At 59.8% G+C, this 13,954-nt stretch carries 10 protein-coding genes; 5 read left to right on the top strand and 5 right to left on the bottom strand.

All coding sequences use genetic code 11. The annotated features are described in order from the left end of the window. Nucleotides 1-107: 107 nt before the first annotated feature. Both CKW11_RS28665 and CKW11_RS17250 read right to left on the bottom strand, forming a co-directional pair. On the bottom strand, nucleotides 108-269 hold the full coding sequence (locus tag CKW11_RS28665) for a hypothetical protein (protein ID WP_095138469.1): 162 nt from the start codon (nucleotides 267-269) through the stop codon (nucleotides 108-110). A 112-nt stretch (nucleotides 270-381) separates the two neighbouring features. Next, nucleotides 382-723, bottom strand: a complete 342-nt coding sequence (locus CKW11_RS17250; protein ID WP_003222394.1) for a hypothetical protein — start codon at nucleotides 721-723, stop codon at nucleotides 382-384. Nucleotides 724-976: 253 nt separating this feature from the next. On the opposite strand from CKW11_RS17250, the gene rapA reads away from it, so the two are divergent. Further along, nucleotides 977-3,823: an RNA polymerase-associated protein RapA gene (gene rapA, locus CKW11_RS17245; RefSeq protein WP_095138468.1), complete on the top strand. Its 2,847-nt coding sequence runs from the start codon at nucleotides 977-979 to the stop codon at nucleotides 3,821-3,823. A 367-nt stretch (nucleotides 3,824-4,190) separates the two neighbouring features. Here rapA and CKW11_RS17240 read toward each other — a convergent pair whose 3' ends face one another. Then, nucleotides 4,191-5,540: an MFS transporter gene (locus CKW11_RS17240; RefSeq protein WP_095138467.1), complete on the bottom strand. Its 1,350-nt coding sequence runs from the start codon at nucleotides 5,538-5,540 to the stop codon at nucleotides 4,191-4,193. Nucleotides 5,541-5,841: 301 nt separating this feature from the next. Between CKW11_RS17240 and CKW11_RS17235 the strand changes: the two genes are divergently transcribed. Beyond that, nucleotides 5,842-6,210: a YkgJ family cysteine cluster protein gene (locus tag CKW11_RS17235; RefSeq protein ID WP_095138466.1), complete on the top strand. Its 369-nt coding sequence runs from the start codon at nucleotides 5,842-5,844 to the stop codon at nucleotides 6,208-6,210. 147 nt (nucleotides 6,211-6,357) lie between these two features. After that, nucleotides 6,358-8,640 carry a bifunctional diguanylate cyclase/phosphodiesterase gene (locus CKW11_RS17230; protein WP_095138465.1) on the top strand — a complete coding sequence of 761 codons (2,283 nt, stop codon included), beginning with the start codon at nucleotides 6,358-6,360 and terminating at the stop codon, nucleotides 8,638-8,640. On the opposite strand, the gene CKW11_RS17225 is transcribed toward CKW11_RS17230, so the two are convergent. Next, the gene (locus tag CKW11_RS17225) at nucleotides 8,531-9,427 is read right to left on the bottom strand and encodes an NAD(P)-dependent oxidoreductase (protein WP_177440010.1); all 897 of its coding nucleotides are present in this window, start codon (nucleotides 9,425-9,427) and stop codon (nucleotides 8,531-8,533) included. The genes CKW11_RS17230 and CKW11_RS17225 overlap by 110 nt on opposite strands. Before the next feature lie 195 nt (nucleotides 9,428-9,622). Here CKW11_RS17225 and CKW11_RS17220 point away from each other — a divergent pair, with 195 nt between their 5' ends. Continuing rightward, complete coding sequence (locus CKW11_RS17220) at nucleotides 9,623-11,821, top strand: hypothetical protein (RefSeq protein ID WP_095138464.1); 2,199 nt, start codon at nucleotides 9,623-9,625, stop codon at nucleotides 11,819-11,821. A 280-nt stretch (nucleotides 11,822-12,101) separates the two neighbouring features. On the opposite strand, the gene CKW11_RS17215 is transcribed toward CKW11_RS17220, so the two are convergent. Next, nucleotides 12,102-12,422 (bottom strand): DUF2288 domain-containing protein, encoded by a 321-nt coding sequence (locus tag CKW11_RS17215; RefSeq protein ID WP_095138463.1) that lies wholly within the window; start codon nucleotides 12,420-12,422, stop codon nucleotides 12,102-12,104. Between the two features lie 351 nt (nucleotides 12,423-12,773). On the opposite strand from CKW11_RS17215, the gene CKW11_RS17210 reads away from it, so the two are divergent. Further along, nucleotides 12,774-13,901, top strand: coding sequence for a branched-chain amino acid ABC transporter substrate-binding protein (locus tag CKW11_RS17210; protein ID WP_095138462.1), 1,128 nt, complete (start codon nucleotides 12,774-12,776; stop codon nucleotides 13,899-13,901). The last annotated feature ends 53 nt before the right edge of the window (nucleotides 13,902-13,954 follow it).

Raw genomic sequence — 13,954 nt, 5'->3', positions numbered from 1 at the left:
AGTTAACCAATCACGCAGGCGCAGAAATTGACCAGGATCAAGTCCGGACAACACAGAAGGCAAAGGCGGGAAAATAACTGACCTGCATCAAAGGATGCAGGGGGAGATCAACGCTTTTTCGGTTTCTTTTTCGGCTTTTTCTGGGCTTTTCCCAACGGCATGGCTTGCTCGAAAGCCTTGCGCACTTCGTTGAGGCGTTTCTCGTTGAGGTCATGCACGCGCTTGGCGCGCTCGGTGCTGAGGTCGATCAGTTTGTCGTCTTGGCTCATGGCGGGTGCATCACTTAGAAGAATCACAACTGCCGCATCAAAGGCAGGACTGCGCCAATCATGCCGCCTGACGCCAGCGCTCTACAACAATTCGTGTAAACCTTTCCGGGAATCAGATCTCGATATCGACCCACAAGCCCTGACGCGGCTGATCCTCCATCAGCGGCACCACCGGCACCGTGTTGTCGGCATTCAGCTCGGTGCCCGGCACGGCGAGGTGTTCTTCCGGATCTTCGTCGGCTTCGCGACGGCGACGATCACGCTCCTGTTGGCGACGCTGTTCTTCGCGCGCCAGCAGTCGATCCTCTTCCGGATCGCGCTTTTGCAGATCAATCGTGCTTTCGTTGGAGCTCTCCTGCACCGGCACCACCGGAGGAATGTCCGGCCGCTGGCGAATCGGATCCTGCTGGGAAGTGATCGGCACAGCGCTCAGGGGGAGCATCGGTGGCAGCATATAAAGGGTCTCCTGTCAGCAGGCTATCGGCTGCGGCAAAGGCGCCTTGAGCCACTGGTCGCAAACTTGTGACCGGGTTGGCACTGTAGGAGCTGCCGCAGGCTGCGATCTTTAATGGAACACCGTAGAGCGCAAGCGTTCCCGAAGATCAAAAGATCGCAGCCTTCGGCAGCTCCTACACTCGTAAACCTTTGGTCTGGAGGCCTGCATTCCGTTAAGATAGCCCGCTTTTTCAAGGTGGGAGTCAGGCAGCATGGCGCAGCAGTATCAACCGGGGCAACGCTGGATCAGTGACAGCGAAGCAGAGCTTGGTTTAGGCACCGTTCTGGCACAGGACGGCCGCTTGTTGACCGTGCTTTACCCGGCCACTGGCGAAACCCGCCAGTACGCGCTACGGAATGCGCCCCTCACCCGCGTGCGGTTCTCGCCGGGTGACACCATTACTCACTTCGAAGGCTGGAAGATGACCGTGCGCGAAGTCGACGACGTCGACGGGTTGATGGTCTATCACGGTCTCAACGGGCAGAACGAAGCCGTCACCCTGCCAGAAACCCAGCTGTCGAACTTCATTCAGTTCCGTCTGGCCAGCGACCGTCTGTTCGCCGGGCAAATCGACCCTCTGTCGTGGTTCTCCCTGCGCTACAACACCCTGGAACACACCAGTCGCCAGTTGCAGTCCTCGCTCTGGGGCCTGGGCGGCGTGCGTGCGCAACCGATCGCGCACCAGTTGCACATCGCCCGTGAAGTCGCCGACCGCATCGCGCCACGGGTTCTGCTGGCGGACGAAGTGGGTCTGGGGAAAACCATCGAAGCCGGTCTGGTGATCCATCGCCAACTGCTCTCGGGCCGCGCCAACCGTGTGCTGATCCTGGTTCCGGAAAACCTGCAGCACCAGTGGCTGGTGGAAATGCGCCGCCGCTTCAACCTGCAGGTCGCGCTGTTCGACGAAGAACGCTTCATCGAAAGCGATGCCACCAACCCGTTCGAAGACACCCAGCTGGCATTGGTTGCCCTGGAGTGGCTGGTCGAAGACGAGAAGGCGCAGGACGCCTTGTTCGCCGCCGGCTGGGATCTGATGGTGGTCGACGAAGCCCACCACCTGGTGTGGCACGAAGACAAGGCCAGCCCCGAGTATTCGCTGGTCGAACAATTGGCTGAAGTGATTCCCGGCGTGCTGCTGCTCACCGCGACTCCGGAACAGCTCGGTCAGGACAGCCACTTCGCCCGTCTGCGCCTGCTCGACCCAAACCGTTTCCATGACCTGGCCGCGTTCCGCGCCGAGAGCGAGAACTATCGCCCGGTGGCTGAAGCCGTTCAGGAACTGCTCGACAAGGGGCGCCTGTCGCCGGAAGCGCACAAGACCATCCACGGTTTCCTCGGCAACGAAGGCGAAGCCTTGCTGACCGCGGTCAACGATGGCGATACCGAAGCCAGCGCCCGTCTGGTGCGCGAGCTGCTCGACCGCCACGGCACCGGCCGCGTGCTGTTCCGTAATACCCGCGCCGCCGTGCAGGGTTTCCCCGAGCGCAAACTGCACCCGTACCCGCTGCCATGCCCGGACGAATACCTTGAACTGCCGCTGGGCGATCACGCCGAGCTGTACCCGGAAGTCAGCTTCCAGGCCCAGCCGGACGCCAGCGAAGAAGAGCGCTGGTGGAAATTCGACCCGCGCGTCGAGTGGCTGATCGATCAGCTGAAAATGCTTAAACGCACCAAAGTGCTGGTGATCTGCGCCCACGCCGAAACCGCGATGGACCTGGAAGACGCCCTGCGCGTGCGTTCCGGCATCCCGGCCACGGTGTTCCATGAAGGCATGAACATCCTTGAGCGTGACCGCGCCGCCGCTTACTTCGCCGACGAAGAGTTCGGCGCGCAGGTGCTGATCTGCTCGGAAATCGGCAGTGAAGGTCGCAACTTCCAGTTCGCTCACCACCTGGTGCTGTTCGATCTGCCGTCGCACCCGGATCTGCTCGAGCAGCGTATCGGTCGTCTCGACCGGATCGGCCAGAAGCACATCATCGAACTGCACGTGCCGTACCTGGAAACCAGCCCGCAAGAGCGCCTGTTCCAGTGGTACCACGAAGCGCTGAACGCGTTCCTCAACACCTGCCCGACCGGCAACGCCTTGCAGCATCAGTTCGGCCCGCGCCTGCTGCCGCTGCTTGAAGAAGCCGATGACGGTGAATGGCAAGCGCTGATCGACGAAGCGCGCACCGAGCGCGAGCGTCTGGAACAAGAGCTGCACACCGGTCGCGACCGCCTGCTGGAGCTGAACTCCGGCGGCTCGGGCGAAGGCGATCAGTTGGTCGAGGACATCCTTGAGCAAGACGATCAGTTCGCCCTGCCGATCTATATGGAAACCCTGTTCGACGCGTTCGGCATCGACAGCGAAGACCACTCGGAAAACGCCCTGATCCTCAAGCCGAGCGAGAAGATGCTCGACGCCAGCTTCCCGCTGGGCGATGACGAAGGCGTGACCATCACCTACGACCGCAACCAGGCGCTGTCGCGCGAAGACATGCAGTTCATCACCTGGGAACACCCGATGGTGCAGGGCGGCATGGATCTGGTGCTGTCCGGTTCGATGGGCAACACCGCCGTCGCACTGATCAAGAACAAGGCGCTGAAACCGGGCACCGTGCTGCTGGAACTGCTCTACGTCAGCGAAGTGGTTGCGCCGCGCTCGTTGCAACTGGGCCGTTACCTGCCGCCGGCGGCCCTGCGCTGCCTGCTCGATGCCAACGGCAACGACCTGTCGGCCCGGGTCTCGTTCGAAACCTTGAACGATCAACTGGAAAGCGTGCCACGCGCCAGCGCCAACAAGTTCATCCAGGCCCAGCGCGATCAGCTGACGCCACGGATCAACGCCGGTGAAGACAAGATCACCCCGCGTCACGCCGAGCGCGTGGCCGAGGCCCGTCGTCGTCTGGCGGCGGACACCGACGAAGAACTGGCGCGCCTGACCGCGTTGCAAGCAGTCAACCCGACCGTGCGCGACAGCGAACTGGATGCGTTGCGCAAGCAGCGTGAACTGGGTCTGGCGATGCTGGATAAAGCGGCATTGCGCCTGGAAGCGATCCGGGTGCTGGTGGCGGGTTAAGTCCCCTGCTCTGCCGCTATAAATGAAGAGGCCCGCAGTGATGCGGGCCTTTTTGTTTATCTGGTATTTATCGGCTGATGCTGATGGCCCCTTCGCGAGCAAGCCCGCTCCCACAGTTGACCAAGTTGTTTCAGGAAGCAATGCGGTCGAATGTGGGAGCTGGATGCATTGCGCCTGGAAGCGATCCGGGTGCTGGTGGCGGGTTAAGTCCCCCGCTCTAGCGCTATAAATGAAGAGGCCCGCAGTGATGCGGGCCTTTTTTTGTCTGCTATTTATCAGCTGATGCTGATGGCCCCTTCGCGAGCAAGCCCGCTCCTACAGTTTGGAATGCGTTCCCATGTGGGAGCGGGCTTGCTCGCGAAGGCGATCATGCAGTCGCCACAGAAACATCAGGCTCAACCACTGCCACCAAACCCTCCTTCATCCGCTGCGCATCGCGCACAAAACAGCGCGCCGCCAGAAACAGAAACACCATGGTCAAGAACAGCGCCACCGGAATCAGGTACATCGCGTCATGCAGCCCCACAGCCTTGAACGCCTCAGTCATCTGCTCGGCCCCCGCCGAAAGCATCGCCGACTTGGCGAAGTGATCGGACAAGGCCCCCACCACCACTGGCCCCAAGCCGCCGCCGAGCAAGTACAGCCCGGCAAAGAACAGCGCCATCGCCGTAGCCCGCAGGCGTGGTTCGACCACGTCCTGAATCGCCGTGTACACGCAGGTATAGAAGTTATAGGCAAACAGCCAGCCGACGCTGAACACCGCGACGAACACGCCGATCTCGACCCGTCCGGCATGCAGCGCCCACGCGGTGCACAGGGTCGAGATGATCAGGCTGAAGCCGGCAAACAGCAGTCGACCGTTGGCGACTCGTTGATGAATCTTGTCGGCGATCCAGCCGCCGAGGGTCAGGCCGATCAACCCGGTGATACCGACAATCACCCCGGTCGCCACTGCCGCTTCCTGCAGCGGCATCAGGAAGTAGCGCTGCAGCATCGGCACCAGAAACGAGTTGCAGGCATAGGTGGCAAAGTTGAAGCACAAGCCGGCCATCACCAGCCACAAGAACGTCGGCACAGCCAGAATTCGACGGATCGGCTTGTCGACTTTCTCTTGCGAAACCTGCACGGTTTCCGCCGCACCGCGCTTCGGCTCTTTGATGAAAAACATGAAGATCGCAAGAAACAGCCCCGGTACGGCGGCGATGAAGAACGGCGCGCGCCAACTGTCGAAAGCCTTGACCATCCAGCCTATGGTGAAGAACGCCAGCAACAGCCCCAGCGGCAGACCGAGCATGAAAATGCCCATGGCCCGCGCTCGACGGTGCGCCGGGAACAAGTCGCCAATCAGCGAGTTGGCCGCCGGCGCGTAACTGGCCTCACCGATGCCGATGCCCATACGTACGATGAGGAAACTCCAGAAACTGCCCACCAGCCCGTTGACGGCGGTGAGCGCGCTCCAGGTCGCCAGACCCCAGCCCATCAGTTTGCTGCGTGAGCCGGTGTCGGCCATGCGCCCAAGCGGCAGACCGGCAATCGCATAGACAATGGTGAACGCCGTGCCGACGATCCCCAGTTGAAAGTCGCTGAGGTGCCATTCCATGCGGATCGGCTCGATGATGATCGCCGGAATGGTGCGGTCGAAGAAATTGAACAGGTTGGCAAGGAACAACAGGAACAGAATGCGCCAGGCATTCGCCGCTTGGGTCGAGTTCTGCATGGGTCCGTCTCTTTATTGTTATGAGGGCTTCACTGCCGACGCATCCGAGCCCGGAACCTGCAATCTAGACAGACCTGCCGAGGCTGTCTGTGATCATTCGTCAGCCTGATAATGAGCCATGGCACTGTAAAGAAACGTAAGCCCTTGATAACTCGGCAATCGCCCATAAACCGGGGGTTTTGCGGCAAAACCCGGCTACAAAAAAATACTTTCGCGCCCCCCTTCCCAAGTTCATGGCGAAGCCTAGAATAGCCGCCGGATCCGTCCGGATTCGCCGATCAACCCCTTTGATACCCTCCCCATGTCCGAAGTCAGTCCGTGTCTGAATTGCGGTGCCTGCTGTTCCCATTTTCGCGTGTCTTTTTTCTGGGGTGAATGCTCATCCTCCGGGGGGACGGTGCCCGATGAACTGGTCACCCAGATCACACCCAGCCGGGTGGCCATGATCGGTACCGATCAGAAACCGGCACGCTGCACCGCGTTGGTCGGCGAAGTCGGCAACGTTGTGCAATGCTCGATCTACGACAAGCGTTCCAGCACTTGCCGCGAGTTCGAGGCGTCGTGGGAGAACGGTGAACAGAACGTCGATTGCGACGCCGCCCGGGCGCGATTCGGCCTGCCGCCCCTCGACCCGGAGTGGAACCGGATTCATTACGACCAGAGTGCCTGACGCTTAGCACCAATCGCTATGAAGCTCATGCCGAAATCGTTGACTGCAATGTGCCACTACCGCTTGCACGATAAAAACCGCCTCTATACTCCTCTCATTCGCCTGCGTTGCTGAGGCAGCAGGGACGACTTCAGAGACGGGGATGCTATGGAGTGGCTTGGTTTGCAGTTTGTTACCGAGCTGCCGGAGAGCGGGCAGGTCATTCTCGATTGCACACACAATCCCTTGTTGGTGCTGGTGGCCTATCTGGTTGCCTGCGCCGCGAGTTTTGCCACCCTCGACATGGCAGAGCGGGTTGGCCACGCCGAAGATCCGGGTTCGCAACGGGTCTGGCGCTGGATCGGTGCCACTTGCCTGGCCGGCGGCATCTGGGCCATGCACTTCATCGCCATGCTGGCATTCCAGGCGCCGCTGGAAATCCATTACGAACTGGCCACCACTCTGTTTTCCCTGGTGATCGCCCTGCTCGCCTCGTGGCTGGCGATGCACACCCTGAGCGTGCCTCAACCCTCGTTGATGCAGTACCTGAAAACCGCCATCGTTATCGGCCTGGGCATCGCCGGCATGCATTACGTCGGCATGGCGGCGATGCATTCGGTGGCCACCGCGTATTACCAGCCGCTGCTGTTCTGCCTGTCGATCGTGATTGCCATCGGCGCCAGCTTCGCCGCACTGTGGGTCGCCGGTTATTTGCGTGAAAGCAGTGGACGGTTTCATCAACTGCTCAAATACACCGCCGCAATGATCCTCGGTGCCGGCATCATCAGCATGCATTTCACCGGCATGGCCGCGTTGAATCTGGTGGTGCCCGAGGGCGCAGCACCGACCCTGAGCGGCGAAACCAATTACCTGCAACTGGGCCTGACCGTCGCATTGATCATCCTGCTGATTCTCGGCAGCGCGATCAGCGCGGCACTGGCCGACAAGAAACTGCAAAGCAAGGAGCACGACCTGCGCCGGGTCAACGCCCTGCTCAGCCAGCTCGATCAGGCGCGGATGTCGCTGCAGCAAGTGGCCAACTACGATGCCCTGACCAACCTGATCAACCGTCGCGGTTTCAACCAGCTCTTCGCCGAGAAGCTCAGCCAGAAAACCAGCGAGGGCGGGATGCTCGCGGTGATGTTTCTCGACATCGACCACTTCAAGCGAATCAACGACAGCCTCGGCCATGACGCCGGCGACGCCCTGCTCAAAGTCATCGCCAATCACATCAAGGGGTCAGTGCGCAGCCATGAAGACGTGGTCGCCCGCTTCGGCGGTGACGAGTTCTGCATCCTGATCAGCCTGCGTGAACGTGAGGAAGCGCGCAACATGGCGCAACGGATCATGCTGAAGATGAAGGAGCCGATCGAACTGGCCGGCCGCCGTATGGTGATGACCACCAGCATCGGCATCAGCCTGTTCCCGGACGACGGCACCACCTGCGAAGAACTGCTCAAGCACGCGGATCTGGCGCTGTATCAATCCAAGGGCGCGGGGCGTAACGGCCTGCATTTTTTCAGCACCAACATGAAGACCCGCGCCAGCCTCGAACTGCAACTGGAAGAAGAACTGCGCCAGGCCCTGCGGGAGGAAAACGGGCTGACGCTGTATTATCAACCGATCTTCGAACTGAAAACCGGTCGAGTGACCAAACTCGAAGCGCTGATCCGCTGGCAGCACCCGGTGCATGGCCTGCTGGCCCCGGACCGTTTCATTGCGATTGCCGAAACCAACGGCCTGATCGCCGAACTGGATAACTGGGTGCTGCGCCGGGCCTGCAGCGATCTTGGCGAACTGACCCGGCATGGCTGCGACGAACTGAAAATCGCCTGGAACTGCTCGCCCCTCAACCTCGCCCGGGAAGAACTTGCCGACGAGATCGAAAGTGCGCTGCGCAGCGCCGGGGTCGCGCCGGAACGGCTGGAACTGGAAGTCACCGAAAACGCGCTGATGGGCAACATCGCCAACACTCTGGTGCTGCTGCGGCAGATCCGCGCCCTCGGCGTCTCGCTGTCGATCGACGACTTCGGCACTGGCTATTCATCGCTGGCCTACCTCAAGCGCCTGCCGCTCAATACGCTAAAAATCGACCGTTCGTTCATCCTCGACATTCCCACGGCGACCGCCGACATGGAGATCGTCCAGGCGATCATCGTCATGGCCCACACCCTGCATTTGCAGGTGGTGACCGAAGGCGTGGAAAGCCTGGAGCAGTACGAGTTTCTTGAGCGCTCGGGCTGCGATTTCATTCAGGGCTATCTGCTCAGCCGCCCGGTGCCGCTGGACGAGTTACGCCCGGTGCTTGAGGAAATCAATCAGCGCAAACACTCGCACGCGGTCAATCCGTTGAGTCTGGCGCGCGATACATTTGTACCAGTGTCGCAGGATCCTTCTGCAAAAAACCTTGCGCCCCATGCAGGCGCATCAGTTGTGCGGCCAATCCGCTGATCGGTGTGGCCGAGCCTTGTTCGCGGGAGAATTTCACTGCGGTATCGAGGTCTTTGAGCAGCGTGCGCACGTGCCATTTCACCGGTTCAAAACGGCTCTCGGCCATTTGCGGGGCAAGGATCTGCAACGGTTTCGAATCGGCAAAACCACCGGCCAGCGCTTCGGCAATCAGGCTCGCATCGACCCCGGCCTGTTCGGCCAGCGCCACTACTTCGGCGATCACCAGCGCATTACAGGCGACTATCATCTGGTTGCAAGCCTTGGTCACCTGCCCGGCGCCGATGCCACCCATGTGCGTGACGCGCTGACCAAGGCTGAGCAGCACCGGGCGCACCCGATCCAGATTCGCCACCGCGCCGCCGACCATGATCGCCAGACTGCCGGCCTCGGCACCCACCACGCCGCCGGACACCGGTGAATCGAGCCAGCTCATCCCGGCCTTGTCTGCCAATTCGGCGGCCATCTCGCGAGTTGCAGTCGGTTCGAGGCTGGAAAAATCCACCAGCAACTGGCCTTTTTTCGCGCCTTCGCCAATGCCACCGGCGCCAAACACCACCTCGCGCACCACCGCCGTGTCGGCCAGACAGAGCATCACTACGTCCGCGTGTTCGCACAGTTCAGCGGGGCTTGCCACCTGCCGGGCGCCGGCTTCGACCAGTGGCGCGCACTTGGCCGGGTTGCGGTTCCACACGGTCAGCGGGTAGCCCGCCGCCAGCAAACGGCGGCACATCGGCAGGCCCATCAAGCCGATTCCGGCAAAACCCAACGAAGGTAGCGTTGACATCATTTTGCCTCTTTTCGATTAAAGATCACTGAATAATGGCCGATTCATGAGCGATCAGGAAAGGATTCCCCCGCGCGACAATCAGGCCAAGCCCCTGACGCCCGGGCCAAATTCGCGCAATAAAAGACGCGAGATCTTATTCCGTGAGGCTCGCTGACACTGGTCAGCGGACCAACCAGTTCAGGTATATGGCGCACAATGACTTCTAAAAACAATCCCGCCACTGCGGTATCCGATCTGACCCTGAGCCCTGCCGCAAACAGCCCGTCACCATCGAAGCCATTGCCTCCCTCGCGCCCGCTGGGCACTCAGCAATATCTGTACTACACCGAAACCAATACCGACCGCATCCTCGACAACCTCGACGGTCTGCGTGATCTGGTGTTCCCGCGCCCGCCGCACCTGGAAGGCGACAACGAACAGCACAACGATCAGGAATTTCCGTCGGTGTGCCTGATCGGCCTCGGTCGCTGCGGCTCGAACATCGCCCTCGACGTCGCGGAGCTGGTGTACAACGCACGCAAGTTCTACCTCAACGAATTCAACAACGAAGACCGCGCGGCAGATCGGCGTCTGGCCGACAAGGGCTACAGCCCGGCGCAATGGATCAAAAACAACCTGCGCATCGGCCCGAACAAGTCGAGCAAACCGGTGTTCCTCGTCGAACCATTGGTGATGCTCGGCGACCTCGACAAGGACATCGCCGGGCGCATCCGCTTCTCGCGCAAGGGCGAGAAAAGCGGCTTCCTGCGCGACTACAGCAAAATGAAGATCATGGACTTGTCCGAAGTCCACGCCGGTGGCGCCGGTAACGCGCCGATCCTCGGCCAGTACCTGGCGAAGATCATCCTCAACAAGGACACCCAGCGCTTCTCCAGCCCCGACTGGAAAATGATCCACTCGTACCTGATCGACAGCTGCGGCATCAAGGCCAACCAGTCGCGCCTGTATTTCTCGATCTTCAGTGCCGGCGGCGGTACCGGTTCGGGCATGGCCTCGGAATTCGGCCTGGCCCAGCAGCACTCGTATATGAACAAGACGTTCGACACCAAGCCGATGGACGAACACGACGGCAAGAGCGGGCATTCGTTCGTGTTCGAGCCGATCTTCACCAGCGGCATCTGCGTACTGCCGAACATTTCCGATCACCGCAGTGAAATGTCCGAGGCGCTGCACATCAACGCCGGACGCCTGCTGTGCAAATACCTGTCGGAAGAATGGGATTTCTCCTACAACTTCGCCAATGAAGACAGCAGCGAAGCCAGCGTCATGGGCCGCATACGCCCATGGAACGCGATGATGCTGATCTCCAACGACATCATGCGTTACGCCGAAGAGAGCGATGACGGCAACATCCAGAACATTGATGTCAATGCGATGGAAAAGCACGCCAACCAGTACATCTCGCAGCAGATCTTCAACATTCTGACGGCGCAGGCGGTGACCACCGACTACGACCAGAACTACTTCCGTCGCGCCGGTATCGACATCGGTGAAACCATTCGCCTGGACGCCAACGACCTGTTCATGAGCCTGGCCGGCCCGGTGGCGATTGCTTACGCGGAATCGGTGGTGCCGGAGACCCCGCCGCCGAGCAGCGACAAGTTCAAGGTGTTCGACAAAGAGCCGCAGCGCCTGAACATCGACGACCTGTTTTTCCGCTCGATCGACCTGCCGCACTTCAACAAGGTCACCCAGGCCATTGAAGGCATCAGCCTGCTGCCGATCGAATCCAAGCGCTATCGCGCCTCGCTGGAGCAGTACAAGAATTCCGGCTACGACGCCGCCGCGCTGCACGACCTGCACTTCTTCAAGAACTGCTCGTCGGTGGTCTCGATCGTCTCGTTGCCGAAAGACTACAAGCTGTCGTACATGGATCTGAACCGGTTGAAGACCCACCTCAACAGCCTGTTCCCCAACACCACGCTCAAGCGTTATGCGCTGGTGATCGGCGCCTCGGCCAACCTGTCGCTGACCACCCTGATCGCCAAGAGCCCGTGCCTGTCGGACGACTTCCTGACCTTGATCGTGGCCTTCATCAAGCGTTGCTTCGCGAAGAACCCGTACCGTTTCGACGAGACTCTGGACAACTCGATCCTCGACTTCATCATCAACGAGGAGTTCGACGAAGAGCGCATCGACGATCTGCTCAACGAGTTCGAAAACCCGGCGAAGATCCTCGATACCAACTGGTACGCGATCAAACCGATGTACGAGAAGAAATATCGCGAGTTGATCAACGACAAGGACAAATTCGTCTCGATCAACGACATTCGCCTGTCGCGCGATTGCGTGAAGAAATCGATCAAATACCTGCGCGAGATCTACCGTCACCGGATCGGCAAGACCAAGGTAATTTCGCTGAATAACCATACCGGGAAGACTTACTCGGTCTGATCCAGATCCGAGTTGCCCCTATCGCGAGCAGGCTCACTCCTACAGTTGGAATGCGTTCCTCTGTAGGAGCGAGCTTGCTCGCGAAGGGGCCGGCACATTCACTGAAGATTTCAGCCGTTCCAACATCCAGAAACAATTAAGCAGCCCTCAGGCTGCTCAATAAACTGTTCCCGTTACGTTTACGTCACCGTGAGGCCACCCACGCTTGTGGCCTTTCTCTACGGCAACGTGCCATCACGCTACTCGGCTACACACTTTTTGCGGATGACCAGCCGCACCATCATGGTGCCACGTCGCAAGCGACTGCCCTTTCCTGGATCAGAATCCACGGACTCACCACCACCGCCCACAGCGCCGGATCACGCTCGAAAATATCCAGCGCCCGCGTTTCAGACAGCTTGGCGACCTTGTCTTCGGCCAGCCAGGCAGCGACTTTCTCGCCATCGTCCGATGCCACGGCCTCGGCGGCGGCGATCAAATCCAGGGCCGGGTCGACCCACAATAGGGCACCCTTGGCGAAGAACGGCTCCAGCTCTTTCCAGGTAATAGATGCGGTTTCACCAAGCAGCTTGGCATAGAGGGTGCTAGGTTCTTGATTCATGGGACTGTCCGGAAAAGAAATCGACGCGAATGATAACGTCGCTGGTTCGGCAGAAAAACCCGGTTGCAAATGGCTTCACCGAACGAAAAGAGCAGGAACGCCAAGGAATGCTGGTGATTGGGATATATGCCCACCAAACCCCCGCCGCAATTCTGTCTTTTTCATTCAAAAATGCGACACCCCCAAGTTTTGCCCCTCGGCGCCTGCTTCCCAGGCCAACAACCGGCGCTCTACACTGTACCGGTACAGTTGCCGGGGGCATTTCCGGAGGGTATCGCAAAGATATCTGACCCGGTTCTGCTGCTACGGCGCCAGAACTCAAAAAAATTACAACAGTAAGAGTGGAGCACTATGACTAAGGCTACTAAGCAGATTTCCAAACTGTTTGCCGCTATGGTTCTGGCCGGGGTTGCCAGCCATTCGTTCGCCGCTGACACCATCAAGATCGGTATCGCCGGCCCCAAGACCGGTCCTGTAGCCCAATACGGCGACATGCAGTTCAGTGGCGCGAAAATGGCCATCGAGCAGATCAACGCCAAGGGCGGCGTCGACGGCAAGAAACTCGAAGCCGTTGAATACGACGATGCGTGCGATCCGAAACAAGCGGTAGCGGTTGCGAACAAGGTCGTCAACGACGGCGTCAAGTTCGTGGTCGGTCACCTGTGCTCCAGCTCCACTCAGCCTGCTTCGGATATCTACGAAGACGAAGGCGTGATCATGATCACCCCGGCTGCCACCAGCCCGGACATCACCGCCCGTGGTTACAAAATGGTCTTCCGTACCATCGGCCTGGACAGCGCCCAGGGCCCTGCCGCCGGTAACTACATTGCCGATCACGTAAAACCGAAAATCGTTGGCGTCCTGCACGACAAGCAGCAGTACGGTGAAGGCATCGCCACCGCGGTCAAATCGACTCTCGAGAAGAAAGGCACCAAGGTTGCCGTGTTCGAAGGCGTCAACGCCGGCGACAAAGACTTCTCGGCGATCATCGCCAAGCTCAAGCAAGCCAACGTCGATTTCGTCTACTACGGCGGCTACCACCCGGAACTGGGTCTGATCCTGCGCCAAGCCCAGGAAAAAGGCCTGAAAGCCAAGTTCATGGGGCCGGAAGGCGTGGGTAACGACTCGATCACTCAAATCGCCAAGGACGCATCCGAAGGCCTGCTGGTGACCCTGCCGAAATCCTTCGATCAGGATCCAGCCAACGTTGCTCTGGCTGACGCATTCAAAGCCAAGAAGGAAGATCCGAGCGGTCCGTTCGTGTTCCCTTCCTACTCGGCGGTGACTGTAATTGCCGAAGGTATCAAGGCAGCCAAGTCCGAAGACGCGACCAAAGTGGCTGAAGCCATCCACGCCGGTACCTTCAAGACCCCGACTGGCGACCTGAGCTTTGACGCCAAGGGCGACCTCAAAGACTTCAAATTCGTGGTCTACGAGTGGCACAACGGCAAACCTAAAACTGAAGTATCGCCTCAGTAAGGCGCTGCCTGACTGACTGCCAATAAAGCCCACGGCGTGCCGTGGGCTTTGTT

The organism is Pseudomonas sp. Irchel s3a10 (assembly GCF_900187525.1).
Lineage (GTDB): Bacteria > Pseudomonadota > Gammaproteobacteria > Pseudomonadales > Pseudomonadaceae > Aquipseudomonas > Aquipseudomonas koreensis_G.
This window is presented reverse-complemented; position numbering and strand designations above follow the sequence as displayed.

Excerpts from the sequence above, each read along its gene's own strand:
- CKW11_RS28665 (WP_095138469.1), bottom strand. The coding sequence starts at position 269 with ATGAGCCAAGACGACAAACTGATCGACCTCAGCACCGAGCGCGCCAAG.
- CKW11_RS17250 (WP_003222394.1), bottom strand. The coding sequence starts at position 723 with ATGCTGCCACCGATGCTCCCCCTGAGCGCTGTGCCGATCACTTCCCAG.
- rapA (WP_095138468.1), top strand. The coding sequence starts at position 977 with ATGGCGCAGCAGTATCAACCGGGGCAACGCTGGATCAGTGACAGCGAA.
- CKW11_RS17240 (WP_095138467.1), bottom strand. The coding sequence starts at position 5,540 with ATGCAGAACTCGACCCAAGCGGCGAATGCCTGGCGCATTCTGTTCCTG.
- CKW11_RS17235 (WP_095138466.1), top strand. The coding sequence starts at position 5,842 with ATGTCCGAAGTCAGTCCGTGTCTGAATTGCGGTGCCTGCTGTTCCCAT.
- CKW11_RS17230 (WP_095138465.1), top strand. The coding sequence starts at position 6,358 with ATGGAGTGGCTTGGTTTGCAGTTTGTTACCGAGCTGCCGGAGAGCGGG.
- CKW11_RS17225 (WP_177440010.1), bottom strand. The coding sequence starts at position 9,427 with ATGATGTCAACGCTACCTTCGTTGGGTTTTGCCGGAATCGGCTTGATG.
- CKW11_RS17220 (WP_095138464.1), top strand. The coding sequence starts at position 9,623 with ATGACTTCTAAAAACAATCCCGCCACTGCGGTATCCGATCTGACCCTG.
- CKW11_RS17215 (WP_095138463.1), bottom strand. The coding sequence starts at position 12,422 with ATGAATCAAGAACCTAGCACCCTCTATGCCAAGCTGCTTGGTGAAACC.
- CKW11_RS17210 (WP_095138462.1), top strand. The coding sequence starts at position 12,774 with ATGACTAAGGCTACTAAGCAGATTTCCAAACTGTTTGCCGCTATGGTT.